This is a genomic window from Providencia sp. PROV202 (assembly GCF_028479565.1).
In the GTDB taxonomy this organism is placed as follows: domain Bacteria; phylum Pseudomonadota; class Gammaproteobacteria; order Enterobacterales; family Enterobacteriaceae; genus Providencia; species Providencia zhijiangensis.
This window is the reverse complement of sequence record NZ_JAMPNV010000004.1, coordinates 91,885-117,215: the sequence shown is the minus strand read 5'-3', so window position 1 is coordinate 117,215 and position 25,331 is coordinate 91,885. Positions and strand designations below refer to the sequence as shown.

23 protein-coding genes and 1 other annotated feature are annotated in these 25,331 nt (G+C 42.4%); of the genes, 18 read left to right on the top strand and 5 right to left on the bottom strand.

The window, feature by feature from the left end; translation table 11 throughout:
- Window positions 1–89: 89 nt before the first annotated feature.
- The 6 genes from rpmI (at window position 90) to ihfA (ending at window position 4,749) form a co-directional block, all read left to right on the top strand.
- Window positions 90–287 carry a 50S ribosomal protein L35 gene (rpmI, locus tag PR799_RS02040; protein ID WP_004263702.1) on the top strand — a complete coding sequence of 66 codons (198 nt, stop codon included), beginning with the start codon at window positions 90–92 and terminating at the stop codon, window positions 285–287.
- A gap of 44 nt (window positions 288–331) precedes the next feature.
- On the top strand, window positions 332–688 hold the full coding sequence (gene rplT / locus PR799_RS02035; protein ID WP_006659451.1) for a 50S ribosomal protein L20: 357 nt from the start codon (window positions 332–334) through the stop codon (window positions 686–688).
- A gap of 120 nt (window positions 689–808) precedes the next feature.
- Window positions 809–939 (top strand) — a sequence feature (Phe leader region).
- Complete coding sequence (gene pheM, locus PR799_RS02030) at window positions 815–859, top strand: pheST operon leader peptide PheM (protein WP_126437459.1); 45 nt, start codon at window positions 815–817, stop codon at window positions 857–859. (Overlaps the previous feature by 45 nt.)
- Window positions 940–1,062: 123 nt before the next feature.
- Window positions 1,063–2,046, top strand: coding sequence for a phenylalanine--tRNA ligase subunit alpha (gene pheS / locus PR799_RS02025; protein ID WP_036950469.1), 984 nt, complete (start codon window positions 1,063–1,065; stop codon window positions 2,044–2,046).
- A 14-nt stretch (window positions 2,047–2,060) separates the two neighbouring features.
- Window positions 2,061–4,448: a phenylalanine--tRNA ligase subunit beta gene (gene pheT, locus PR799_RS02020; protein WP_154627929.1), complete on the top strand. Its 2,388-nt coding sequence runs from the start codon at window positions 2,061–2,063 to the stop codon at window positions 4,446–4,448.
- 4 nt (window positions 4,449–4,452) lie between these two features.
- Complete coding sequence (ihfA, locus tag PR799_RS02015) at window positions 4,453–4,749, top strand: integration host factor subunit alpha (protein ID WP_004263721.1); 297 nt, start codon at window positions 4,453–4,455, stop codon at window positions 4,747–4,749.
- Window positions 4,750–4,823: 74 nt separating this feature from the next.
- On the opposite strand, the gene PR799_RS02010 is transcribed toward ihfA, so the two are convergent.
- Window positions 4,824–5,987, bottom strand: a complete 1,164-nt coding sequence (locus tag PR799_RS02010; protein WP_272521139.1) for a RhoGAP domain-containing protein — start codon at window positions 5,985–5,987, stop codon at window positions 4,824–4,826.
- 123 nt (window positions 5,988–6,110) lie between these two features.
- Between PR799_RS02010 and btuC the strand changes: the two genes are divergently transcribed.
- The 11 genes from btuC (at window position 6,111) to PR799_RS01955 (ending at window position 17,158) form a co-directional block, all read left to right on the top strand.
- On the top strand, window positions 6,111–7,115 hold the full coding sequence (gene btuC / locus PR799_RS02005) for a vitamin B12 ABC transporter permease BtuC (RefSeq protein ID WP_272521138.1): 1,005 nt from the start codon (window positions 6,111–6,113) through the stop codon (window positions 7,113–7,115).
- A gap of 1 nt (window position 7,116) precedes the next feature.
- Entirely contained in the window at window positions 7,117–7,884 is a 768-nt protein-coding gene (locus tag PR799_RS02000) for a vitamin B12 ABC transporter ATP-binding protein BtuD (protein ID WP_272521137.1), read from the top strand.
- 124 nt (window positions 7,885–8,008) lie between these two features.
- Window positions 8,009–9,154 carry a UDP-4-amino-4-deoxy-L-arabinose aminotransferase gene (gene arnB, locus PR799_RS01995; protein WP_272521136.1) on the top strand — a complete coding sequence of 382 codons (1,146 nt, stop codon included), beginning with the start codon at window positions 8,009–8,011 and terminating at the stop codon, window positions 9,152–9,154.
- Window positions 9,154–10,146 (top strand): undecaprenyl-phosphate 4-deoxy-4-formamido-L-arabinose transferase, encoded by a 993-nt coding sequence (arnC, locus tag PR799_RS01990; RefSeq protein WP_036950457.1) that lies wholly within the window; start codon window positions 9,154–9,156, stop codon window positions 10,144–10,146. Before arnB ends, arnC begins: the two co-directional genes overlap by 1 nt.
- Complete coding sequence (arnA, locus tag PR799_RS01985; protein ID WP_108479020.1) at window positions 10,146–12,131, top strand: bifunctional UDP-4-amino-4-deoxy-L-arabinose formyltransferase/UDP-glucuronic acid oxidase ArnA; 1,986 nt, start codon at window positions 10,146–10,148, stop codon at window positions 12,129–12,131. Before arnC ends, arnA begins: the two co-directional genes overlap by 1 nt.
- The gene (arnD, locus tag PR799_RS01980; RefSeq protein ID WP_154627934.1) at window positions 12,131–13,024 is read left to right on the top strand and encodes a 4-deoxy-4-formamido-L-arabinose-phosphoundecaprenol deformylase; all 894 of its coding nucleotides are present in this window, start codon (window positions 12,131–12,133) and stop codon (window positions 13,022–13,024) included. The genes arnA and arnD overlap by 1 nt, the downstream gene beginning before the upstream one ends.
- 7 nt (window positions 13,025–13,031) lie before the next feature.
- Window positions 13,032–14,690, top strand: coding sequence for a lipid IV(A) 4-amino-4-deoxy-L-arabinosyltransferase (gene arnT / locus PR799_RS01975; protein ID WP_154604015.1), 1,659 nt, complete (start codon window positions 13,032–13,034; stop codon window positions 14,688–14,690).
- Window positions 14,687–15,034 carry a 4-amino-4-deoxy-L-arabinose-phosphoundecaprenol flippase subunit ArnE gene (arnE, locus tag PR799_RS01970; RefSeq protein ID WP_154627936.1) on the top strand — a complete coding sequence of 116 codons (348 nt, stop codon included), beginning with the start codon at window positions 14,687–14,689 and terminating at the stop codon, window positions 15,032–15,034. The genes arnT and arnE overlap by 4 nt, the downstream gene beginning before the upstream one ends.
- On the top strand, window positions 15,031–15,438 hold the full coding sequence (gene arnF, locus PR799_RS01965) for a 4-amino-4-deoxy-L-arabinose-phosphoundecaprenol flippase subunit ArnF (RefSeq protein WP_154627937.1): 408 nt from the start codon (window positions 15,031–15,033) through the stop codon (window positions 15,436–15,438). Before arnE ends, arnF begins: the two co-directional genes overlap by 4 nt.
- 143 nt (window positions 15,439–15,581) lie before the next feature.
- Window positions 15,582–16,067: a C40 family peptidase gene (locus PR799_RS01960; protein WP_036950443.1), complete on the top strand. Its 486-nt coding sequence runs from the start codon at window positions 15,582–15,584 to the stop codon at window positions 16,065–16,067.
- A gap of 74 nt (window positions 16,068–16,141) precedes the next feature.
- On the top strand, window positions 16,142–17,158 hold the full coding sequence (locus PR799_RS01955; RefSeq protein WP_272521135.1) for a lipoate--protein ligase A: 1,017 nt from the start codon (window positions 16,142–16,144) through the stop codon (window positions 17,156–17,158).
- 84 nt (window positions 17,159–17,242) lie between these two features.
- On the opposite strand, the gene PR799_RS01950 is transcribed toward PR799_RS01955, so the two are convergent.
- From PR799_RS01950 to ppsR, 4 genes are all read right to left on the bottom strand, one after another.
- Window positions 17,243–17,614, bottom strand: a complete 372-nt coding sequence (locus PR799_RS01950; RefSeq protein ID WP_006813273.1) for a helix-turn-helix domain-containing protein — start codon at window positions 17,612–17,614, stop codon at window positions 17,243–17,245.
- A 490-nt stretch (window positions 17,615–18,104) separates the two neighbouring features.
- The gene (locus tag PR799_RS01945; protein WP_272521134.1) at window positions 18,105–20,246 is read right to left on the bottom strand and encodes a TonB-dependent receptor domain-containing protein; all 2,142 of its coding nucleotides are present in this window, start codon (window positions 20,244–20,246) and stop codon (window positions 18,105–18,107) included.
- A gap of 275 nt (window positions 20,247–20,521) precedes the next feature.
- On the bottom strand, window positions 20,522–21,571 hold the full coding sequence (locus tag PR799_RS01940; RefSeq protein ID WP_272521133.1) for a 3-deoxy-7-phosphoheptulonate synthase: 1,050 nt from the start codon (window positions 21,569–21,571) through the stop codon (window positions 20,522–20,524).
- 136 nt (window positions 21,572–21,707) lie between these two features.
- The gene (gene ppsR / locus PR799_RS01935) at window positions 21,708–22,550 is read right to left on the bottom strand and encodes a posphoenolpyruvate synthetase regulatory kinase/phosphorylase PpsR (protein ID WP_154604422.1); all 843 of its coding nucleotides are present in this window, start codon (window positions 22,548–22,550) and stop codon (window positions 21,708–21,710) included.
- Window positions 22,551–22,831: 281 nt separating this feature from the next.
- Here ppsR and ppsA point away from each other — a divergent pair, with 281 nt between their 5' ends.
- Entirely contained in the window at window positions 22,832–25,210 is a 2,379-nt protein-coding gene (ppsA, locus tag PR799_RS01930) for a phosphoenolpyruvate synthase (RefSeq protein WP_154627941.1), read from the top strand.
- Window positions 25,211–25,331 lie beyond the last annotated feature (121 nt).

The following is a 25,331-nucleotide window of genomic DNA, read 5'->3' as shown; positions in this document are numbered from 1 at the left end:
GCAACCAAGTAATAATTTCACAGTAATGTGAGTATTATTCGCCTAATTAATTCGTAGTTAATCACAATGCGAAGTTGGAAATAAAAGAAATGCCAAAGATTAAAACTGTACGTGGCGCAGCAAAGCGCTTTAAAAAAACTGCAGGCGGTGGCTTTAAGCGTAAGCATGCAAACCTTCGTCACATTCTGACTAAAAAGTCTACTAAGCGTAAACGCCATTTACGTCCGAAAGGAATGGTATCTAAGGGCGATCTGGGTCTGGTTGTTGCTTGCCTGCCTTACGCATAAGTAAACATTTAGTTAATTAAGAATAAAGACGATAGGAGATAGCTATGGCTCGCGCAAAACGTGGTGTAATCGCACGTGCACGTCACAAAAAAATCATGAAACAGGCGAAAGGTTACTATGGTGCACGTTCACGTGTTTACCGCGTAGCATTTCAAGCGGTAATCAAAGCTGGTCAATATGCTTACCGTGACCGCCGTCAACGTAAACGTCAGTTCCGTCAACTGTGGATCGCACGTATCAACGCTGCGGCTCGTCAGAACGGCCTGTCTTACAGCCGTTTCATCAATGGCTTGAAAAAAGCTTCAATTGAAATCGACCGTAAGATCTTAGCAGACATCGCAGTTTTCGATAAAGCAGCATTCACTGCTTTAGTTGAAAAAGCAAAAGGCGCTTTAGCTTAATGTTTGCTTGAAGAGAGGAAGGAAACTTCCTCTTTTCATTTATAATGTTTGTATTAAAAATCAGCTTGTGTTAATACTTTCAGTCAATATTAGTCACTTTAAACCTGTGTTTTTGAGACTCTTTTAATGAACAACGTTATTTTTCGTTTCTTTTTTTACTTTAGCACCTGAATCTCGGGGGCTTTTGCGTATAGCGAGTAGAATAGAAACGAAAAGTTACGCTAAAGCCTCCGTCAGGAGGCTTTTTTGTTTTTGGTTTGATAGAAAATACAGTAAAATCAGTCAGGTATTCACATCTTATTAATATGATTTGTGAAATTTGATAAATTTAGTGAATAACTAGCAAAAGACCGAGTGGTCATAAAGGGGAAACAATGCCACATCTCGCTGAATTGGTTGCACAGGCAAAAGCAGCCATTGAACAGGCCCAAGATGTTGCGACGTTAGAGTCAGTGCGTGTTGAATTTTTAGGCAAAAGCGGCCACTTCACACTCCAGATGAAAACGTTGCGTGATCTGCCTGCGGATGAACGCCCAGCAGCAGGGGCTGTGATTAATGAAGCTAAAGTCCAAGTTCAAGATGCACTGAACGCCCGTAAAGATGCAATGCAAGCCGATATTCTGAATGCACGTTTAGCATCAGAAAAAATCGATGTTTCATTACCGGGTCGCCGTATGGAAAATGGTGGATTACACCCAGTAACTCGCACCATTCAGCGAATTGAAGAATTTTTTGGTGAATTAGGTTTCTCTGTTGAGACAGGGCCTGAAATCGAAGATGACTATCATAACTTTGACGCTCTGAACATTCCTGCTCATCACCCAGCGCGTGCTGATCACGATACTTTCTGGTTTGATGCGAAACGTTTATTACGTACCCAAACATCCGGTGTGCAGATCCGTACGATGAATGGTCAGCAACCACCTATCCGCATCATTGCGCCAGGCCGTGTTTATCGTAATGACTACGACCAGACTCATACCCCAATGTTCCACCAAACTGAAGGTCTGATTGTTGATAAAGACATTAGCTTTACCAACTTGAAAGGTACTCTTCATGACTTCCTGAACAACTTCTTTGAAGAAGAAGTCCAAGTTCGTTTCCGTCCTTCCTATTTCCCGTTCACAGAGCCTTCTGCTGAAGTTGATGTTATGGGTAAAAACGGTAAATGGCTGGAAGTATTAGGCTGCGGTATGGTGCATCCTAATGTATTACGCAATGTCGGTATTGACCCTGAGGTCTACTCTGGATTTGCATTCGGTATGGGAATGGAGCGCTTAACCATGTTGCGTTATGGCGTATCTGACCTTCGTGCATTCTTCGAAAACGATCTTCGTTTCCTCAAACAGTTTAAATAAGGCGGGTCTATCTCATGAAATTCAGTGAACTATGGTTACGCGAATGGGTAAACCCGGCGGTAAGTAGTGAAGAATTATCAGACCAGATCACAATGGCGGGTCTGGAAGTTGATGGCGTTGAAACCGTTGCGGGTCAATTCCACGGCGTTGTTGTGGGTGAAGTTGTTGAATGTGGACAACACCCTAACGCAGACAAATTGCGTGTCACGAAAGTGAATGTCGGCGGTGACCGTTTATTAGATATCGTGTGTGGCGCACCAAACTGCCGTCAAGGCTTACGCGTTGCCGTTGCAACCGTCGGTGCGGTATTACCGGGTGATTTCAAAATTAAAGCGGCGAAATTACGTGGTGAGCCATCAGAAGGCATGTTGTGCTCATACTCTGAGTTAGGTATTTCTGATGACCACAGCGGCATTATTGAATTACCACAAGACGCGGTTATTGGTACTGACATCCGTGAATATCTAAAATTAGATGATCACGCGATTGAAATCAGCATTACCCCAAACCGTGCAGACTGTTTAAGTATCTTAGGCGTGGCGCGTGATGTGGCGGTTATCAACAAGTTAGATTTAGTTGAACCTGCAATCAGCCCAGTGGCGAGCACAATTAAAGACACATTCCCAATTCGCGTGGAAGCACCTGCTGCCTGCCCACGCTTCTTAGGTCGTGTGATCAAAAATATCGATGTTAGCGCACCAACGCCAATGTGGATGAAAGAAAAACTGCGCCGTGGCGGTGTTCGTTCTATTGATGCTGTGGTTGATATCACAAACTATGTTCTGTTGGAATTAGGTCAGCCACAACACGCTTACGATTTAGATCGTTTAAATGGCGCAATTGTTGTACGTATGGCTAAAGATGAAGAGAAATTAGTCCTGCTAGATGGCACTGAAGCTACTTTGAAATCTGATACGCTGGTAATTGCCGATGAAACTCAAGCTTTGGGCATCGCGGGTATCTTTGGCGGTGAGCACTCAGGTGTTAACGCTGAAACCAAGAACATTTTATTAGAGTGTGCATTCTTCGAACCACTGGCTATCACTGGCCGTGCCCGTAATTACGGTCTGCACACCGATGCTTCTCACCGTTTTGAACGTGGTGTTGACTCACAGCTGCAATTTAAAGCAATGGAGCGCGCAACTGCGTTGATCGTGGAAATTTGTGGCGGTGAAGTTGGTGAAATCATTGACGTTTCTAGCGAAGCACATTTACCGAAACCAGCAAATATTAAGCTGACGCGTAAAAAATTAGACCGTTTAATCGGTCATGTGATCGCAGACGAAACTGTGACCGATATTCTGACGCGTTTAGGTTGCCAAGTCCAAGTTTCAGCAGATTGCTGGAGTGTGGTGGCACCAAGCTGGCGTTTCGATATGCAAATCGAAGAAGATTTAGTGGAAGAAGTCGCTCGCGTATACGGATATAACAATATCCCAGACGTACCGCTGCGCGCTGACTTGATCATGACAGATCATAAAGAAGCGAATTTACCGCTGAAACGTATTAAAGCGATGTTAGTTGACCGTGGTTATCAAGAAGCGATTACTTATAGCTTCGTAGACCCTAAAATTCAAAGCCTATTACATCCGCAGGAAGAAGTACTTTCCTTGCCAAATCCAATTTCAACTGACATGTCCGCAATGCGTTTGTCTCTGTTGACTGGTTTATTAGGCACTGTGGTCTATAATCAAAATCGTCAACAAAACAGAATTCGTTTATTTGAGACAGGTCTACGCTTTACGCCTGATAATCAAGCAGAATATGGTATTCGTCAGGAAAACATGCTGGCGGGTGTGATCACGGGCAACAAATTCGATGAACATTGGTCATTAGATAAACAAGTTGTTGACTTCTTTGATTTAAAAGGTGATCTTGAAGCTGTTTTTGAATTGACTGGAAAACTAAATCAAATTACATTTAAATCTGAAGCACATCCAGCACTACATCCTGGGCAAAGTGCTGGGATTTATCTGGAAAATGAACATATTGGCTTTATCGGTGTTGTTCATCCAGAACTAGAACGTAAACTCGATTTAAATGGTCGTACAGTCGTGTTTGAAGTTCGTACTGATGCAATCGCACAGCGTGTTATTCCAGAAGCGAAAGCGATTTCGCGTTATCCGTCGAACCGTCGTGACATTGCTGTGGTTGTGCCAGAAACTGTAGCAGCTGCCGAAGTTTTAGCAGAATGTAAAAAAGTTGGCATAAATCATATAGTTGGCATAAACTTATTTGATGTGTATTGTGGTGAGGGGATAGCTGAGGGTTATAAGAGTCTCGCTATCAGTCTCGTCTTCCAAGATACCCAGCGTACCATGGAAGAAGAAGAGATTACCGCGACCGTTGATCTGTGTGTTGCTGCGTTAAAACAGCGATTCCAAGCCTCCTTGAGGGACTAAACTTATGGCGCTTACTAAAGCTGAAATGTCAGAAAATTTGTTTGAAAAACTGGGTGTTAGCAAACGTGATGCGAAAGACCTTGTTGAAACTTTCTTTGAAGAGGTTCGCCTTTCCTTAGAAAATGGTGAGCAAGTTAAATTATCTGGATTCGGTAACTTTGATTTACGTGATAAAAATCAACGTCCCGGTCGTAACCCTAAAACTGGGGAAGATATTCCAATTACTGCTCGCCGTGTTGTTACCTTCCGTCCAGGCCAAAAATTAAAAAGCCGCGTGGAAAAAGCAACCCCAAAAGAGTAATCCTATTCTCTGAATAGCAGAGTAATAAAAAAGACCGCCTAGGCGGTCTTTTGTTTTTAAGTAAAAGACACTTTTTAAATATGGTGAAATTTACTTTTCTCTTGATGGATTAACGCGACAATATAATTCTCAGCGAGTTTAATCGCTTTAGCTTCTTTTTGTGTTGCAGTAATAGGATCCAGACGATTATGTTGCGGTGTGTTGCTCGTGTTAATCAAGTGCGGTGCGAACATCATAGCTAAATTCCTGATGGACATTTTATGGGATGCTTCATCGTTGGAAAAAAGAGCGCAATAACGAACAACAAGTTGTAATGTTAATGGCGGTGGTGCTAGGCGACTCAATGCACTGTGGATCCTATTGTCACAGTTTTTTAAGATTGAAGAGGCTTTACTTTTTAATTGCTTGTTACCTTTAATTTGTTGGGTCACATCTTCTTTATTTTGTATTGCATCGGCACAGGCTTGTAAATCATTAAATGAAGTATCTGACCTGAAATCGATGTTGGTAGTTTTTCTGAGTAATTCTCCTGCTATTTTTTTAAATACACTGGATAATGTTAGTAAAGGATAGTGCTCTAGTTGCGTAAGATCGTAACTGCCACTCTCTGGGTCATTTATCTTATTAACGAGTTCACTGACATCATTTTGGCCACCTTCAATACGAAGTATACCTTCACCATTACTTGTTGAGTACTCGTCATGCTTATAGATCGTACAGCCTAGCAGGTTAATTGCATGATTTTTCTCTCTATCTGTGTCAGAAAGATTGTCACTAGTATTAATGAGCTCCGCATTGCTTTGCTGCAATTCAGTCGCTTCGTTTTTTCGTTTTTTTTCTGCTCGCAGGGCTTTATGTTGAGCGATGGCGTTTAATCCAGCCGCTCGTGCAGCCTCGGCTCGAGGATTTCCAGTTAAATCCGCTTTAGGTATAATTTCATCTTGAGGTGGTAAATTTCTTGTGGAAGTTTCATCTGCAAAGGAAACCGTGCGTGACGATGCATCCTTGTACGGAAGGCTAATCATAACAAAGGGTTCATTTGAAATGGTTTTTTTCTGGCTGGCTTGTTTTTTTTGGCAACTAAAAAGTAAAGAAAAAAAGCTAACTAATGATTGAGTTGCTTTTTTTATTGATGTTTTAAAATGACTGTTAGCCTTATTCTCAGCTTGGTCAGTCTCTTTTGTGTTATATGCAGAGAGTTGCGGTTTGGAAGAATGGTTAACTGTATTTAGTGCCATGTGTAACCCCTTATAGTGGTTAATAGTAAAATTAAAATTGGCAGCAGTTTAAATTTTTTTTTATGCTCTCTCTTATATAAAACGCGCTTATTTTTTTAACAAAAGATAATTATTGTAAATGTAATGACTATTTCCTTGAAACAATTACAAAAACAGCAATATCAATCCGATATAGGTTTGATTTTTTTGTTGTTACTGAGTCTTTTTATCATTGCAATGCTATCGCTCAGTGCAGGAGAAATTTGGTATTGGCCGAGCCAATGGATGGATGATTCCGCACAATTATTTGTCTGGCAAATCCGCTTACCTCGGCTCCTTGCGGTTATCACCATTGGAGCATCATTGGCAGTAACGGGCGCCATCATGCAAGCGTTATTTGAGAACCCATTAGCGGAACCTGGATTGTTAGGGGTCAGTAATGGTGCAGGGGTTGCAGTTGTTTTTACCGTATTGCTCTCATCAGGGGTTACCTATTATTGGCTAGTTAGCATGAGTGCCATTATCGGTGCTTTAGCCCTCACGGGTATTTTACTCTATTTTGCTCGCCATCAACATTTGAATAATGCCAGCTTATTATTAGTTGGTGTTGCGCTAGGTGTGATCAGTGGTGCGTGTATGACATGGATGGTTTACATGAGCAGTAATTTAGATTTACGTCAATTGCTGTATTGGATGATGGGCAGTTTCAGTGGTGTTGATTGGCGTCAAATAGGATTAGTCATAGCCTGCCTTCCGTTTTTATTTTGGGCAATCACTCAGGGAAGAATTTTAAATTATTTATTACTGGGTGATATTCAAGCTTATCAATTGGGTATTTCTACGCATCGTTGGCGATTAATATTAATTATCATTACTGGAATATTAATTGGACTCAGTGTAGCAATTGCGGGGGCAATTAGTTTTATAGGATTAGTGATCCCCCACATATTAAGGCTAAGTGGGATCACTGATAACCGTTTTTTATTGCCAGCCTGTGCAATTGCTGGTGCGCTATGCTTATTAGTTGCAGATTTGTTGTCCCGATTATTGATAGACAATGCTGAAATTCCGATTGGCGTGATTACTGCAACCTTGGGCGCCCCTATTTTTATTTATCTTCTCGTCAAAAATCATACGTGGCGACAATAATATGAATAAAACAGTGATGATTGAAACGCAAAATCTGACTGTGAAAAACCGGTTACGGGGTATTAATCAATCCGTTTTTGCAGGGGAGCAGATACACCTATTAGGTGCCAATGGGGCAGGGAAAAGCACCTTACTTTCAGCGTTGAGTGGTTGCACATCTTACACAGGAACGATTTTTTTTAATAATGTCAATTTGAAAGATTATGCTGTTCAGGATGTTGCAAGGTGTCGTTCTTATCTCACACAGCAAACGGGAATTTTACCGAGTTTAAAAGTGTTTCAATACTTATCCTTGTTTATTGAGCAGCATGTCGTTCCGCCCACGATTTTTAGCGAATTATGCGAAGATTTTCAACTTTCATCATTATTATCTAAGCCTATTAACCAATTATCTGGTGGGGAATGGCAGCGAATTCGGATAGTCGCTGTATTTTTGCAGGTATGGGATCGAGACTGTTTGAGCGGAAAAATAATCTTATTTGATGAACCAATAAACAATTTAGATATTATTCAGCAAGGAATGCTAGATAAATGGGTGAAATGTTTTTGTCATTGCGCAGGAACAGTTATAATGAGTGGACATAATCTTAGTCATTCTTATAAAAATGCAAGTCGAATTTGGATGATGAAGAAAGGCGCAATTATCTATGCAGGTGAGCCTGACAATGTCATGACAGAAAGTCATTTGTCAGATGTATTTATGGCTGATATAAAACTCAATCAGAGCTCATTGAATAAAGTATGGCAAATTAACGACCATACTAATTAGCTAATCGTGTTCTTATTGCCCGTATTATGGCAATTATTGCAGTAATGATGACTGGTGTTGAGGTTCGGTTAAAGTAATTTTAACTAGAATATCCTATTCATAATGAAACTAGGCTACAGACAATATGAGCAATTTCCTTCCGTTTTCAAAACCAGCAATCGGGGATGAAGAGGTTAAGGCAGTAGAAAACGTTCTGCGTTCAGGCTGGATCACTACAGGCCCACAGAATCATCAATTAGAAGAAGATTTTTGTAAACGTTATGGTTGCAAGCATGCGATTGCCCTCGCATCGGCAACCGCAGGTATGCATGTTGTTTTGATGGCGCTGGGTATCGGTCCAGGTGATGAGGTTATCACTCCGTCACAAACATGGGTTTCAACTATCAATATGATTGAGCTGTTAGGTGCAACGCCAGTTATGATTGATGTTGATCGTGATACCCTCATGATTCAGCCAGAAGCAGTAGAAAAAGCCTTAACGAGCAAAACGAAGGCAATTATTCCTGTTCATTATGCGGGGGCGCCTTGTGATTTAGATGCCCTACGTGCCATCGCCAAAAAAGCGGGTGTTTTCCTCATTGAAGATGCGGCTCATGCGGTCGGAACGCGTTATAAAAATGAGTGGATTGGTGAGAAGGGCACTGCCATTTTTTCATTCCATGCAATCAAAAACGTAACCTGTGCTGAAGGTGGTCTGGTCGCCACTGACGATGATGCACTTGCTCAGCGTGTTCGTGCATTAAAATTTCATGGTTTAGGTGTAGATGCGTTTGATCGCCAAATGCAAGGTCGTAAACCGCAAGCCGAAGTGGTTGAGCCGGGTTTCAAATATAACTTATCAGATATTCATGCGGCGATTGCAGTAGTACAATTATCCCGCGTTGAGTATTTAAACCAGCGTCGAGCTGAACTGACGGCACGCTACCGTGAGTTACTAAAAGACTCTCCATTACAAATGTTATCTGTGCCAGAATACCCACATTTACACGCTAACCACTTATTTATGGTGCGTGTTGATGAGTCTGTGTGTGGCATTGACCGCGATGCATTTATGGAGAAGCTAAAAGAGCATAATATTGGTACGGGATTACATTTCCGTGCGGCTCATACACAAAAATATTACCGCGAAAAATACCCAGAGCTGTCATTACCAGAATCAACATGGAATAGTGCAACGCTTTGCTCATTGCCTCTGTTCCCAGATATGACTGACGCGGATGTTGAACGGGTAGTGAGTGCGATTAATACAGTCCTTTTGGAGTCAAAATAGTGTCATTAGCTGATGAATTTGATGAGATTAAAAAAGTCTCAGTGGTAATCCCTGTTTATAACGAAGAGCAAAGTTTGCCTCAGTTGTTAGAACGTACGATTAAGTCCTGTAAACAACTGACTCAAGCTTATGAGTTAATTTTAGTTGACGATGGAAGTAGCGACCGTTCTGCAAAAATGTTGGTTGAAGCGGCTGAAAACCCAGATAACCATGTGATTGCGATCATTTTAAACCGCAATTATGGTCAACATTCTGCGATTATGGCAGGTTTCAATCAAGCGGATGGCGACTTAGTTATCACTCTTGATGCGGACTTACAAAACCCACCGGAAGAGATCCCTCGTTTAGTACAAACAGCGGCTCAAGGCTATGATGTTGTTGGAACTCGTCGCGCTAACCGTCAGGATTCATGGTTCCGCAAAACGGCGTCAAAAATGATCAATGCAATGATCACCAAGGCGACGGGTCGTTCAATGGGTGACTACGGTTGTATGCTGCGAGCTTATCGCCGTCATATTATTGAAGCGATGCTTCAATGCCATGAACGCAGCACATTTATTCCTATTTTAGCGAATACCTTTGCGCGTAGAACCATCGAAATTGATGTAGCGCATGCTGAACGCGAGTTTGGTGATTCAAAATACAGCTTTATGAAGCTGATTAATTTAATGTATGACTTATTAACTTGTTTAACGACTGCGCCTCTGCGTCTGTTAAGCGTGGTTGGTAGCATTATCGCTGCTGGCGGCTTTGTGCTGGCAGTGTTGTTAATTGTTTTACGTTTACTGTTTGGTGCGAGCTGGGCAGCTGACGGCGTATTTACACTGTTTGCGATACTCTTTATGTTTATCGGCGCGCAGTTTGTTGCTATGGGATTATTGGGCGAATACATCGGTAGGATCTATAATGATGTGCGCGCGAGACCTCGTTATTTTATTCAAAAAGTCGTCGGTGCAGACCTTAAAACCGACAAAAATCAGGAAGAAAACTAATGAAAGCTATTGTTTTTGCCTATCATGATATTGGCTGTGTAGGGATAAAAGCGCTTGAGAAAGCGGGTTTTGATATTCAGGCAGTATTTACTCACACTGATGATCCAAATGAAAACCACTTTTACTCTTCTGTAGCTCGTGTCAGTGCAGATATGGAACTTCCTGTTTTCGCTCCAGAAAACGTTAACCACCCACTGTGGATTGAACGTATTCGTGAGATGAAACCCGATGTGATTTTCTCTTTCTATTATCGCGATATGTTAAGCGAAGAACTGTTAGCATTAGCACCGAAAGGCGCTTTCAACCTGCACGGTTCTTTACTGCCTAAATACCGTGGTCGTGCACCCATCAACTGGGCACTGTTAAATGGTGAAAGTGAAACTGGCGTAACGCTGCACAAAATGGTCGCTAAAGCTGATGCTGGCGATATCGTAGCGCAAGAAAAAGTGGCTATCACGGATACTGATACTGCCCTGACTCTGCATGCGAAAGTCCGTGAAGCAGCAGAAGTTCTGTTAGATAAAACTCTGCCATTAATCGAAGCGGGCAGCTACAAAACTGTTGCTCAAGATGAGAGCCAAGCAAGCTACTTCGGTCGTCGTTGTGCTGATGATGGTCAAATCGACTGGAGCCGCAGCGCGAAAGAAATTAGCTGCCTGATCCGCGCAGTGACTGAACCATACCCAGGCGCGTTCACCTATTTAGGTGCACGTAAAATGATAGTATGGCGTGCTCGTGTATTAGACGATAACCAAGGTAAAGCTGCGGGTACTGTATTATCTAGCGACCCACTGCGTATCGCATGTGGTCAAGGCGCACTGGAAATCGTTAGCGGTCAAAGCGAAACTGGTCTGTACATGCAAGGCAACCGTCTGGCTAACGAAATGGGCATCGTAACTGACGTTCGCGTTGGTGCTAAACCAACTGCGCAAGTTAAGCGTCGTAAACGTGTCCTTATCCTAGGTGTGAACGGCTTTATCGGTAACCACTTAACTGAGCGTCTGTTACAAGATGACAACTACGATATCTATGGTATGGATATTGGCTCATCTGCGATTGAACGTTTCATTGGTAACCCTCGTTTCCACTTTATCGAAGGTGACGTAAGCATCCACACTGAATGGATTGAGTACCACATCAAAAAATGTGACGTTATTCTGCCACTGGTTGCTATCGCGACGCCAATCGAATATACCCGTAACCCACTGCGTGTATTCGAATTAGACTTCGAAGAAAACCTGAAAGTTGTTCGTTACTGCGTGAAATACAACAAACGCATCATCTTCCCATCCACATCTGAAGTTTATGGTATGTGTGATGATAAAGAATTTGATGAAGACGAATCTCGTCTGATCGTCGGTCCAATCAACAAACAACGTTGGATTTACTCTGTATCTAAACAGTTACTTGACCGAGTTATCTGGGCATACGGCGCGAAAGAAGGTCTGAAATTCACCTTATTCCGTCCATTTAACTGGATGGGTCCACGTTTAGACAGCTTGAACTCTGCGCGTATTGGTAGCTCACGTGCAATCACTCAGCTGATCCTGAACTTAGTTGAAGGTTCACCAATCAAGTTAGTCGATGGTGGTGCACAAAAACGCTGCTTCACGGATATCAAAGATGGTATCGAAGCACTGTTCCGCATCATTGAAAACAAAGACGGCAAATGTGATGGTCAAATCATCAACATCGGTAACCCAACTAACGAAGCAAGTATTCGTCAGTTAGCGGAAATGCTGTTAGAAAGCTTCGAAAAACACCCAGCTCGTAGCAAGTTCCCTCCATTTGCTGGCTTCCGTGAAATCGAAAGTGCTAGCTACTATGGTCAAGGTTACCAAGACGTTGAGCATCGTAAACCAAGTGTTGAAAACGCACGTCGTTTACTTGACTGGGTTCCGACTATCGACATGAAAGATACCATTGAAGAAACATTAGACTTCTTCTTACAGGGTGCTGTAGAAGAGCTGGAAAGCAAAAAATAATGAAAAAAGTTGGCTTGAGAATCGATGTGGACACCTATCAAGGTACATTGAAAGGGGTTCCTCAATTACTTAAAGTGCTCAAAGAGCATGATATTCAGGCCAGCTTTTTCTTCAGTGTAGGACCCGATAATATGGGGCGCCATTTATGGCGCCTTTTGCGTCCTAAATTTCTGTGGAAAATGCTACGGTCGAATGCGGCATCTTTGTATGGTTTAGATATTTTACTGGCGGGTACTGCGTGGCCAGGTAAAAAAATCGCCAAAGATTTAGGCTATTTGATGAAACAAACCTTGGATGCTGGGCATGAAGTCGGCTTACATGCGTGGGATCATCAAGGGTGGCAAGCCAAAGTGGCTAAATGGAGCGAGGCTCAACTCACTGAACAAGTGAAATTGGGTGTCGACGCACTGCACAACGCGACAGGTCAACGAGTCACTTGTTCAGCGGTAGCAGGGTGGCGTGGTGACGAGCGTGTACTCGAAGTTAAACAAGGGTTTAATTTTGACTACAACAGCGACTGCCGTGGAAAGTTCCCATTTAGACCTATTCTACGTGATGGTTCGTTGGGAACAGTGCAAATTCCTGTGACGTTACCGACCTACGATGAAGTCGTTGGTACAGTGGTAGCGGACGAAGAATTTAATGACTTTATTCTCCAAGCAATCAAAGATGACCAAGGTGTTCCTGTTTACACTATCCATACGGAAGTGGAAGGAATGTCAAAGTCACAACAATTTTCACAATTATTGGAACGAATTAAGCAAGAAGAAATCCAATTCTGTACATTGAGTGAATTGTTGCCTGAAGACATCAATACGCTTCCAAAAGGAAGAGTGGTTCGCGCCCCATTCCCGGGACGAGAAGGTTGGCTGGGCTGCCAAGAAGAGGAATAAAATACCCATGTTGAATAACCGAGCGAGCAAAGTAGGAGCCTCTCTGCTGGCTCTTTTTTTTGTCTTGACCTATTTGTTGCCGTTAAACAGCCGTTTACTTTGGCAGCCGGATGAAACCCGTTATGCGGAAATCAGTCGCGAAATGCTACAACGCGGTGACTGGATTGTGCCGTACATGCTGGATATTCGTTACTTTGAAAAACCAGTGGCGGGGTATTGGATCAACAATATTAGCCAAATGATTTTTGGTGACACAAACTTTGCAGTTCGTTTCGGTTCTGTCTTCTGTATTTTATTGAGCACTCTGCTGGTTTACCGCATGGCAAAAATGATGTGGCGTAATAGCCATGTTGCTTATGTGGCAAGCTTCATCTACATTTCGATGTTCTTGGTGTTTGCAGTAGGAACATACAGCGTTCTCGACCCGATGCTATCGTTATGGATAGCCGCCAGTATGTTCTGTTGCTTATGGGCAATGAAAGCTCGAGAGGTGAAAACCAAACTCGCCGCGTGGGGAGCTCTTGGCTTGGCTTGTGGTATGGCATTCATGACCAAAGGCTTTTTGGCCTTAGCCATTCCCGTCATCGTGATGCTGCCTATCACCTTGTATCAAAAACGTTTTCTTGAAATGCTCAAATATGGTCCATTAGCGATTATTACTGCGGTGATCATTAGCTTGCCATGGGCATTGGCAATAGCCAAACAAGAACCGGATTACTGGAATTACTTCTTCTGGGTTGAGCATGTGAAACGCTTTACGGCGGATGATGCTCAGCACGTCGCGCCATTCTGGTACTACATTCCGATTATTTTGCTTGGTGCTATTCCGTGGATGGGCTTAGTACCCGGCTCTTTAATTAAAGGATGGAAAGAGCGTAAATCTAGCCCAGATATGTTCTTTTTATTATGTTGGTTTGTGGTGCCGGTGATTTTCTTCAGTGTTTCACGCGGAAAATTACCGACTTACATGCTGCCGTTTATGGCACCATTGGCGCTATTAATGGCGAAATATGGTGTGGATTGTGTACGCAATGGCACCATGAAGGCATTGAAAGCTAACGGTATCATTAACATTGTGATCGGGATTGCCGCGGTGATTGCGGTAATTATCGTTAGCAGTGTGATCAAAAAGCCCCTGTACGAGCATGATGAATGGTCAAAAATGGTGCTGGGGGTCGTGGCATTTTCGATTTGGGCGATCATCGGTTATCTCTGTACTGTGTTAAATGCCAAGTACTGGTTATGGGCGGCGTCTTGCTCATTGGCAGTCAGTTTATGTATTGGTAGCGCATTGCCAAATAACACGATTGACTCGAAGTTACCGCAGAATTTTATTCATCAAAATCATGATCTTTTGATGAACAGCCAGTATTTGATGGCAAGTAACGTTGGAGTGGCTGCGGGACTGGCATGGGAAACCAAAAATTCCAATATTTATCTCTATAATAGCAGCGGTGAATTAACCTATGGCTTGGAATACCCAGACAGTGCGCATCGTTTGGTTAAACCGGATGAATTTGCAGCATGGCTAGCGAAAGCTCGCCAAGAAGGGCAGGTCACCGTGGTGTTCTTGTTAGGTAAAAAAGAAGGTTTGCCAGACATTCCTAAGCCGGATGAAGTCATTAAGAATTCACGTATGGCAATAGTGGTTTACCATAAACAATGATAGCGCAATTACTTCTATTACTCCTTGTCAGTGTGTTAACTTGCATTGGGCAAATTGCCCAAAAGCAAGCGGTCGTCACTTGGCAAGGAGACAAACATAATAAAGCCGCATCTGCCATTTGTTGGTTGGTGCTGGCGGTATTAATGCTGGGATTGGGAATGCTGTTTTGGCTAAAGTTATTGGAAACAATGCCACTCAGTATTGCCTACCCGATGCTCAGTATTAATTTCGTCTTGGTCACATTGATAGGGCAATTTGTCTACCATGAGCAAACTGGACTAAACCACTGGCTTGGGGTTGCCTCAATCATGATAGGTATACTACTGATGAGTATAAGTGTATGAATAAAGGATACTTATGGGTACTCGGTAGCGCGCTATTAGTTACCGTCGCACAACTTAGTCTAAAAGCGGGAGTTGTGGAACTTCCATCGTTCTCTCTAGGTTGGCACTGGTTGCAGCTAGAATGGCTAGCAGATAATGCGGCAAGTTTAGGGATTATCTTTGTCGGGTTAGTCTGTTATACATTATCAATGTTGTGCTGGTTATTCGCGTTAAAATACATTGCGCTCAATAAAGCCTACCCGCTTATCAGTCTCAGCTATGTGTTTGTTTACATACTGGCGGTGGTGTTGCCATGGTTTAATGAACCCGCAACGGCGTTAAAAGCGGCGGGGATTGCATTTATTCTGTTAGGCGTATGGCTGATCAGTCGACCTTCCAAGCCTTTAACCAAAAAAGCTAAATAGCATCAGATAAGTAGCCTTAAGTGTTTATTTTTTTATGCGTTGTACTGTTGATCATTGTACATTATAGTCTCGCGTATTAGGATATCACTTAAGGTGATTATTTTTTAGTTATCTATACCCACGGGTTATCTATAAGGTACGCTATGATAGTGAATCTCAAATACCTACCATTGCTGTGTTGCCTCGTGTTGATTGGCTGCTCTTCATCCGTAAAACGGACATCAGCACCGCCAATGAAAACCCAATTGTCTGATCCAATCATGACTATCGCTCAACTCAAAGACCAGCTAAGCCAATGGTATGGTACGCCGTATCATTATGGTGGCATGAGCCAAAACGGCGTGGATTGCTCGGGTTTTGTCTATCGAACATTTAGTGACCGCTTTGCTATTGAAGTCCCCCGTACGACGGTTGACCAAACGCGTTTAGGTACGCGGATTGATAAATCGGATTTAATGCCGGGTGACTTGGTATTCTTCAAAACGGGATCTGGGGAAAACGGCCTGCATGTTGGGATTTACGATACGGACAACACATTTATCCATGCATCCACCAGTAAAGGTGTGATGCGTTCATCGATGGATAATAGCTATTGGCGAAAAGTATTTTGGCAGGCACGGCGCATCTAATTTTGCTTCATTCCTCATTAATTCCTCAATGATTATGCTATCTTAGGAGCAAGTTTTGCTTTTAGGATAGCCGAATGTCTACATTACGTTTATTTATCTCTGAATCCTTCGACCCTTGGTTTAATTTAGCGGTAGAAGAGACTATTTTTCGCCAAATGTCCGCGGACCAACGCGTGATGTTCCTATGGCGTAATGCCGATACTGTTGTCATTGGCCGCGCTCAAAACCCATGGAAAGAATGCAATACTCGCAAAATGGAACAAGATAATGTTCGATTAGCGCGCCGTAGCAGTGGCGGAGGGGCTGTATTTCAAGATTTAGGGAATACCTGTTTTACCTTTATGGCAGGAAAACCGGAATATGATAAAACCATCTCAACCCAAATTATTGTGGATGGACTGGCACAAGTCGGGATCCACGCTGAAATTTCTGGACGCAATGATTTAGTTCTCGAAACCGAAAATGGCCCGCGAAAAATATCAGGTTCAGCCTACCGTGAAACTAAAGATCGTGGCTTCCACCACGGCACCTTGCTGATTAATACCGATTTAAGTCGTTTAGCAAACTACCTTAATCCCGACCCTAAAAAACTGCAAGCCAAAGGGATTACATCAGTGCGTTCTCGCGTCGCCAATTTAAATGAGTTGGTACCGGATATTTCCCATGAAAAAGTGTGCGAAGGAATTATAAATAGTTTCTTTAGCTACTACGGTGAAACGGTAGAACCGGAGTATATCTCACCGGAAAAACTCCCTGATTTACCCAATTTTGCGGAAACATTCGCGAAGCAAAGTAGCTGGGAATGGAATTTTGGACAAGCGCCTGCTTTTAGCCATATGGCAGATACTCGATTCCCATGGGGCGGTATTGAATTCCACTTTGATATTGAAAAAGGCGTGATAACTCGCTGCCAATTTTTCACCGACAGTCTCGACCCGTCGCCATTGGAGTGGTTAAGTCAGCAACTCGTGGGGCAAGCCTATCAAACGGAAACCGTGCGTCAGTTAATGGCAAAAATGACCGTATTGTGGCCAGAATTGACTGAGCAATTTGCAGATTTAGAAGGTTGGTTGGTGAACGAACTGAGATAAAAAAAGAGCCGATTATTTATCGGCTCAAAAAATAGATTTCGTTGGAATGGGTGTTTGAGGGTGTAACGAAAATCTAATGCGCGCTTAATGATGGCAATTGCAAGTCATAAAAGTTTTACATTCTGGTAACTCACCTGCTTGACGGAATTTAGCAGGGGTAGTATCAAAGTGTTTTTTGAAAATACGGGTAAATGTCGCTTGTGAGCTAAAGCCATATTGCAACGCGATATCGAGAATAGGTAAGTTGCCTTCACGTAATGATTTAGCCGCTTCCAATAGGCGACGTTTACGAACGTATTCGCCTAGTGTGCAGCCCTTAAGCTCTTTAAATACACGCTGTAAATGCCATTTCGAATACCCGCTTTTATCCGCGATAGTATCAATTTTGATGCCTTCATTACGTTGTAATTGGCTTTCAAGCCATCTAATGATTTCATTGACTACACTTTCTGACATATCTACCTCCTACTCTAGTAGGCTATTGTTCATTAATAACTAATAATAACTCATGAAATTATGGTCTATTCTTCCTTTTTTTCCGATATATCGATAGGCTAATCGTGCGGTTTTTGAGTGAGAATAACTATTGTTACGATAGTTTTTATTGAAATACAAAAAACTAAACATACACTATTGAATGTTAAAATTAACTTAAATACAGTATGTTATGTTTATTTTTATGATTAAAAATAGACTTATTTAGATTTGCCAATAGACTTATTCAAATTTATTGTTGGTGCTGTTCTATTTTATTAACCAAGTAAATTATTGAAATTTTATTTGATGTAATAATGAACAAAATACTTCAAGGCAATATAACAATTAACAGGAAATTCCGAAGTGAATTGTTTTCTTAACGATAGTGCGTGTATTGAAAGGTTCATTTACCCATGAAATTTAAGATTGGGATAAATGAACCTGATTTCAATATGTAGTTACTTATTAATTACCATTGATAACTGACGTTCCAATAAAAATTACGAACTTCCTGAGGTACACCCATGGAGGAAACATATTCTCTATCAAAGGCATTTTTCAGGGTTAGGGTCGTATTGAGCCCTTTGACAAATTGGTCGGCTTTGTAGTTTACGTAAAAATCATGAACGCCATAACCAGCCTGCTGGAAAATCTCACGACGGTAGCGGTCTAGATCGTTAGAATTTTTTCTATCAGGCAGTTTATAGGTACTATCTCCCGTAATTTTTGTTCTTGCGGCAAATTCGCCAGTCCAGCCCACATTAATTCCGGTGTTCGCTATAGGTGCATTGAATTTAATCATCATCGATTCAGGTCGAATAGAAGAGAGAGCGTGATTTTCTAAATCTTCTTTCCCAGAGGTTAAATTATGGTTGAGGCTCAAATCAAACCACTGAGATTGATAGCGAATAAAGCTATCGAACCCAGCAATGGTGGCCGATGGCACATTGGCATAGAAAATTTCTTCAGGGAACCAGACATAATATAAATCGCGGTTCATTTTCCTTTTATATTGGCTATGCATCGCAATGTAGTTATGAGCTTTAGTATGGAAATAGGTTGTTCCAAAGCTGAGCGTATCACCCGTTACCACAAAATCGTCGAAGCTGAGTTTTAGGCCAGCTTCTGTAGTTTTATTGGTTTCTGGTTTTAAATCAGGGGACGTTCTAAAGACTGAAGTGCCAGCCCATTTGGTGGAAAAGTGAAGTGAGTTATTGTACAACTCCGCCATTCTTGGCGCGCGATAGCCTTCGGCATACGAGGAATGAAGACTTAGCCAATGCGTTGGTGTCGCGCTAATGGCAAAACGTGAAGACCAATTGGTATGTTTGCTTTTGGCAAAGCCATCGCGATTGACACTATATTGTGTAAAACGCGTTCCAGCTGAAAGCGTCACAGGCACATGGGCAAATGTGAGTTCATTGTTTAGCCAACCGGAGGTATTTGATAACTCTGTTGGTGGATAGCTAATTGCATATTGATTCGGTTTTTGTTTTTGTTGATAGTGTTCAATACCGCTTTGAATATTGCTGTATGCCCAGCTCGATACAGGCAAAGTAAAGTGGTTTGAAAATTTAGAACCATAGGTATATTGATGACGGCTTTCGGCACCATACTCCGTTGGTTTTTTAGCGGCTTTAACTAAATCTAATTGGCTTAGGCTGAGATCAGTATAATAAATATCCCACTCAGCCTCCCATTGAAATCTATTTTCAGGCTTAAATATTTGATTGATTAGAATATCGCGCTGATGTGCATGACGTTCAGTCGGGGTATTCTTGAACATGTTTTTTTGGGTATTAATGAGTGCAGGTTGTCTCAAACTCAAACCGTCATTACGGTATTCCCTTAACTGTAAACCAACATGATATGCGGGATTAGCCATCCAGACGGTTTTAAGCATCCAGTTATGAATTTTTTCTTGGTTATCAAAAGGTGCTGAATCAATTGATGCCATTAAATATTTTTTGCGTTGGCTATAGCTGAGTAGGGCATCAACAGAATCACTGCGTCCAAGTAATGTTCCCCCCGCGTAATAACCATGATCATTACGGTTGATACCACTAAATAAGCGCCCTCCGATATTTTGTCCGGGTGCTAACACTTCTGAAGCGCTGAGGGTTTTAAGGGAAATAACACCAGCAAGCGCGCCGCTGCCGTGTTGTACAGAAGATGCGCCTTTATGCACATAGGCTTTACTGATCAGTGAGGGATCAATCAGTGTGGCATCGAATAAGCCAGAATTAAAATCCTGAACTACATTATCCACCATAATTTTGACACCACGGGAGTCGTAGCCTCGCATCTGTACTGACTGTCCATAGGTACTGCCGGCTCCCGTCACAAAAATACCAGCCTGACCCTTTAATAAATCGAGGGCGGATGATGCGGTTTGTTGTTCTGGTGCGGTAGCGTCAATCACCTCAAATTGCTCAGCAACGGCAAACTTTTCGTGGCTCAATGGAGTGGTGGTGACGTGAATGATATCGTCGGCAGCAAAACTCGCAGTACTGAACCCAGTCATAGCAAGGGCGACGGTTAATGTTGATAAAGAAAATACTTTGCTGTGTGAAGCACCTGAAGTTGATGCTGATCTCAATGTAAGCGCCATTAGGAAATCCTTTCCTGAGTAATATGATTCTAGCAGCCAAGATAATAAAAAAATTATCTATGGGTAGCATATAGTTAAAACGAGAATCATTATCGTTAATAAAATGGCGGTATCAAGTATTTTTTGGTTAATAATGTTAAAATAATTGAAATTATCAGGTAATTGTATTGCTGACTGAATGTGTCGGTAGTGACTTATTTGGACGAGGAATGGAAATAAGCACTTTAGATTATAATACAATTTAAAGCGCTTATTTTGGCTGTGGACAGCGAGACTTATTTGAAGCGGAAGTTAACAGCGTCAGCCAGAATTTCAATCAACTGTTCGGTGTCTTCCCAACCTAAACATGGGTCGGTAATCGATTGACCATAAACCAGAGGTTGGTTTGCACAGATTTTTTGATTGCCTTCTTTTAAGAAGCTTTCTGCCATGACGCCACTAATCGCTGTGGAGCCTTGCTTAATTTGTTGGGCGATATCTTGCGCAACATCTAATTGGCGACGATGAATCTTCTGGCAGTTACCATGGCTGAAGTCCACCACTAAATGCTCAGCTAAACCAAATTCATTTAATTTTTCACAGGCTTGTGAAATGTACTGTGCTTCATAGTTAGGCTTCTTGCCACCACGCATAATGATATGCCCATGAGGGTTACCACTGGTTTGGTAAATGGTCATCTGCCCGCTCTTATCTGGCGATAAAAACATATGTTGCGCTTTGGCTGCACGAATAGCATCAATAGCGATGTTGATATTGCCATCTGTACCGTTTTTAAAACCAACAGGACAAGAGAGCGCCGAAGCCATTTCTCGGTGGATCTGACTTTCAGTGGTACGAGCGCCAATCGCTCCCCAGCTAATTAAGTCCGCAATATATTGCCCCGTCACCATGTCGAGGAATTCGGTGGCGGTTGCTAACCCTAATTGATTAACTTCAATCAAAAGTTTGCGCGCTAAGCGGATACCGGTGTTTACTTGACATGAATTATCAAGATGCGGATCAGAAATTAAGCCTTTCCAGCCCACAACGGTACGCGGTTTTTCAAAATAGGTGCGCATGACAATTTCTAAGCGATCTTGATATTTTTGACGTAGTGTATTGAGCTTGTTCGCGTACTCAATTGCGGCGTCAATATCATGAATAGAGCAAGGACCTACAATTACCAGCAAACGCGGGTCTTCACCGGATAAGATCTTTTCAATTCTTTTACGTGACGCTGTCACGTTATTGGCAATTGCTTGGGATATCGGAAATTCCTCAGCGAGTACTTGTGGTGTAATTAAACTGTCCACTCGCTGAGTTCGTAACTCATCTGTTTTATGCATTTTGTTTCTCAAAACTTTTACTCGGCTGAGCCATTTCGTACAGCCGTATTAGTGACTAAGGTCACAATAAACGAAACTGGCTCAAATTCAAACCACCAACTTGGGTTGAATGAATAATTTTTTATATTTTATTTCATCAAAAAATACGACGCTGTAATCCCATCGTATCAATCACTTTTGCTGAAATTTCTTCAACAGAATAGTTGGTTGTGTTTAAGTAATTGATTTTATTCTGTCTAAATAGGGCTTCTACTTCAGCAATTTCAATACGACACTGACGAAGTGAGGCGTAACGGCTGTTTTCACGTCGCTCTTCACGAATTGCCGCAAGTCGTTCAGGGCTGATGGTTAAACCAAAAAGTTTATGGGTATAGGGGCGTAATGCGGCAGGTAGCTGTAAATTGTCCATATCATCGGCAGTGAATGGGTAGTTGGCGGCTTGTATGCCAAATTGCATCGCTAAATATAAGCTTGTTGGAGTTTTACCGCAGCGAGAGACTCCAATTAAGATCACTTGCGCTTGTTCAAGGTTACGCAATGAGATGCCATCATCGTGAGCGAGGGTATATTCAATTGCTGCAATACGGGCATCATATTGATTCATATTTTGCATGGATAACCCGTGGGTACGATTAAGTTTTGGTTCTGGCTCTAACCCGACTTCTCTCTGTATTGGAGCGACCAAACTTTGCACGATATCCTGACAAAAGCCCGCACTTTGAGTGATGATTTCTTTCACTTCAGGGGAAATTATTGAATAAAACACCAGTGGTCGAAGGTCTGTTTCAGCATAGATAGTATCGATTTTTTGTTTAATTTCAAGCGCTCGTGCTTGCGTAGTAACGAACGGTAAGGTGTAAGAAATAAAGGATAATGGAAATTGAGATAAGACGGCGTGCCCTAACGTTTCAGCTGTGATTGCAGTACCATCAGAGATGAAAAAAACGGTGCGTTGGACTTGGCTGGCATTTTTACTCATAGAATTTAATTCGCTCATAACTGGCTTCTTTTTATCGTATTTTTTCTAAGTTTTGGAAAATATTGTAAGTGAATAAACATTTAAAAATCATTTATGGGGGGAAGTATAGACAAATTTTGAACAATTTTTAGAACAAAAAAATTTTATTAATTGATGGAACGATTCACCAGTCCATCTTCCCATAACGTCTGTGCTAGTCTATTCGCGAGGCGAATTTTCGCCAACGAGATTTTTTACGATTTGTTGTCTGTCACTAAATTGCTATAAAAGGATCGCTTTCAATGTCCACAAATGGCCTTACTCCGTGTAATGTACTTTGGTATAACCAATTAGGGATGAATGATGTTGACCGTGTTGGAGGCAAAAACGCTTCCCTCGGTGAAATGATCACCAACTTGTCCGATCTTGGTGTATCCGTACCAAACGGTTTTGCGACAACCGCACAGGCGTTTAATGATTTTCTGGAGCAGAGCGGTGTAAACCAGCGTATTTACAACCTGCTAGATGAAACGGATATTGATGATGTGAACCAACTGGCGACAGCCGGTGCTCAGATCCGCCAATGGGTGATTGATACCCCATTGACGCCAGCATTAGAGCAGGATATTCGCGAAGCTTTCCTTCAATTATCTGAAGGTGAAGCAGAAGCGTCATTCGCTGTTCGCTCATCAGCAACCGCTGAAGATATGCCTGATGCCTCATTTGCTGGGCAGCAAGAGACATTTCTCAACGTTCAAGGGATTGATGCGGTTTTGGTTGCCATTAAACATGTATTTGCGTCGCTGTTTAATGACCGTGCTATTTCTTACCGTGTACACCAAGGCTACGATCATCGTGGCGTCGCGTTATCTGCGGGTGTGCAAAGAATGGTGCGTTCTGACCTCGCTTCTTCCGGTGTTATGTTTACTATCGATACTGAGTCTGGTTTCGACCAAGTCGTCTTTATTACCTCCGCATATGGTCTCGGCGAGATGGTTGTACAGGGCGCGGTAAACCCAGATGAATTCTATGTCCATAAACCAACCTTACAAAATAATAAGCCTGCGATTGTACGTCGTACATTAGGTTCTAAAAAATTGCAGATGGTCTATGCCGACAGTAAAGAGCACGGTAAACAAGTGAAGATTGAAGATGTGCCAGAAGCGCTACGCAATCGTTTCTCTTTATCTGATCACGAAGTGGAAGAGTTGGCTCGTCAAGCTTTACAGATCGAAAAACACTACGGCCGTCCAATGGATATCGAATGGGCAAAAGATGGCCATAATGGTCGTCTGTATATTGTTCAAGCGCGTCCGGAAACCGTTCGTTCTAACCAACAGGTTATGGAACGCTATCAACTGAAAGACCAAGGGCAGGTCTTAGTTGAAGGTCGTGCAATCGGTCATCGTATTGGCGCAGGTTCGGTTAAAGTTATCCATAACTTAAGTGAGATGGATAGAATTCAGCCGGGTGACGTATTAGTGACGGACATGACGGATCCTGATTGGGAACCTATCATGAAAAAAGCCGCTGCTATCGTGACAAATCGTGGCGGTCGTACTTGCCATGCAGCGATCATCGCGCGTGAACTTGGGATCCCTGCTGTTGTTGGTTGTGGAGATGCAACCGAGCGCTTGAAAGAAGACCAAGAGGTCACGATTTCTTGTGCTGAAGGGGATACTGGCTTCGTTTATGATGGCAAATTAGATTTTGAAATTCACAGCTCCGAAGTGGATAACATGCCTGATTTGAACGTCAAAATCATGATGAACGTGGGTAACCCAGACCGTGCATTTGATTTTGCTTGTTTACCAAACGAAGGCGTCGGCTTAGCGAGACTCGAATTTATCATCAACCGTATGATCGGTGTTCACCCAAGAGCACTGCTAGAGTTCGATGCTCAGACGCCAGAATTACAAGCAGAAATTCGCAATATGATGGTCGGCTATGACGACCCTGTTGAATTCTACGTTAGCAAGCTGACGGAAGGGATTTCAACACTCGCTGCAGCATTCTGGCCAAAACGCGTGATCGTACGTTTATCTGACTTTAAGTCCAATGAATATGCCAACTTAGTCGGTGGGGATATTTATGAGCCTGAAGAAGAGAACCCAATGTTGGGCTTCCGTGGGGCTGGGCGTTATGTGTCAGATAGCTTCCGTGCATGTTTTGCACTGGAATGTGAAGCTGTTAAACGCGTTCGCAACAAGATGGGCCTGACTAACGTTGAAGTGATGATCCCGTTTGTTCGCACAGTAGCACAAGCTGAGTCTGTGGTTGCTGAGCTGGCAAAACATGACCTGAAACGTGGTGAGAATGGCTTAAAAGTGATTATGATGTGTGAAATTCCATCTAACGCACTACTAGCTGACCAGTTCCTTGAACACTTTGATGGCTTCTCCATTGGTTCTAACGACATGACTCAGTTAACCCTCGGTCTTGATAGAGACTCGGGTGTTGTATCTGAATTGTTTGATGAGCGTAATGATGCGGTTAAGGCGATGTTATCAATGGCAATCAAGGCTGCGAAGCGTCAGAACAAGTATGTCGGTATTTGTGGGCAAGGTCCATCAGACCACCAAGATTTCGCTCAATGGCTGGTGGATGAGGGTATTGATAGCCTATCGTTGAATCCAGATACTGTGGTACAAACTTGGCTAACAATCGCTGAAAATCAATAATTTAATTATTCATTTTTAGATGATTCATTATAAGAAGGTCGGTAAATAATTATTATTTACCGACCTTTGTTTATATATAGAGGCAACCTATTACAGCAATAGAATTAAACCTAATATAAGT

Bases quoted from the DNA above. Each gene is read 5' to 3' on its own strand.
- rpmI (WP_004263702.1), top strand. From the start codon at position 90: ATGCCAAAGATTAAAACTGTACGTGGCGCAGCAAAGCGCTTTAAAAAA.
- rplT (WP_006659451.1), top strand. From the start codon at position 332: ATGGCTCGCGCAAAACGTGGTGTAATCGCACGTGCACGTCACAAAAAA.
- pheS (WP_036950469.1), top strand. From the start codon at position 1,063: ATGCCACATCTCGCTGAATTGGTTGCACAGGCAAAAGCAGCCATTGAA.
- pheT (WP_154627929.1), top strand. From the start codon at position 2,061: ATGAAATTCAGTGAACTATGGTTACGCGAATGGGTAAACCCGGCGGTA.
- ihfA (WP_004263721.1), top strand. From the start codon at position 4,453: ATGGCGCTTACTAAAGCTGAAATGTCAGAAAATTTGTTTGAAAAACTG.
- PR799_RS02010 (WP_272521139.1), bottom strand. From the start codon at position 5,987: ATGGCACTAAATACAGTTAACCATTCTTCCAAACCGCAACTCTCTGCA.
- btuC (WP_272521138.1), top strand. From the start codon at position 6,111: ATGACTATTTCCTTGAAACAATTACAAAAACAGCAATATCAATCCGAT.
- PR799_RS02000 (WP_272521137.1), top strand. From the start codon at position 7,117: ATGAATAAAACAGTGATGATTGAAACGCAAAATCTGACTGTGAAAAAC.
- arnB (WP_272521136.1), top strand. From the start codon at position 8,009: ATGAGCAATTTCCTTCCGTTTTCAAAACCAGCAATCGGGGATGAAGAG.
- arnA (WP_108479020.1), top strand. From the start codon at position 10,146: ATGAAAGCTATTGTTTTTGCCTATCATGATATTGGCTGTGTAGGGATA.
- arnD (WP_154627934.1), top strand. From the start codon at position 12,131: ATGAAAAAAGTTGGCTTGAGAATCGATGTGGACACCTATCAAGGTACA.
- arnT (WP_154604015.1), top strand. From the start codon at position 13,032: ATGTTGAATAACCGAGCGAGCAAAGTAGGAGCCTCTCTGCTGGCTCTT.
- arnE (WP_154627936.1), top strand. From the start codon at position 14,687: ATGATAGCGCAATTACTTCTATTACTCCTTGTCAGTGTGTTAACTTGC.
- arnF (WP_154627937.1), top strand. From the start codon at position 15,031: ATGAATAAAGGATACTTATGGGTACTCGGTAGCGCGCTATTAGTTACC.
- PR799_RS01960 (WP_036950443.1), top strand. From the start codon at position 15,582: ATGATAGTGAATCTCAAATACCTACCATTGCTGTGTTGCCTCGTGTTG.
- PR799_RS01955 (WP_272521135.1), top strand. From the start codon at position 16,142: ATGTCTACATTACGTTTATTTATCTCTGAATCCTTCGACCCTTGGTTT.
- PR799_RS01950 (WP_006813273.1), bottom strand. From the start codon at position 17,614: ATGTCAGAAAGTGTAGTCAATGAAATCATTAGATGGCTTGAAAGCCAA.
- PR799_RS01945 (WP_272521134.1), bottom strand. From the start codon at position 20,246: ATGGCGCTTACATTGAGATCAGCATCAACTTCAGGTGCTTCACACAGC.
- PR799_RS01940 (WP_272521133.1), bottom strand. From the start codon at position 21,571: ATGCATAAAACAGATGAGTTACGAACTCAGCGAGTGGACAGTTTAATT.
- ppsR (WP_154604422.1), bottom strand. From the start codon at position 22,550: ATGAGTAAAAATGCCAGCCAAGTCCAACGCACCGTTTTTTTCATCTCT.
- ppsA (WP_154627941.1), top strand. From the start codon at position 22,832: ATGTCCACAAATGGCCTTACTCCGTGTAATGTACTTTGGTATAACCAA.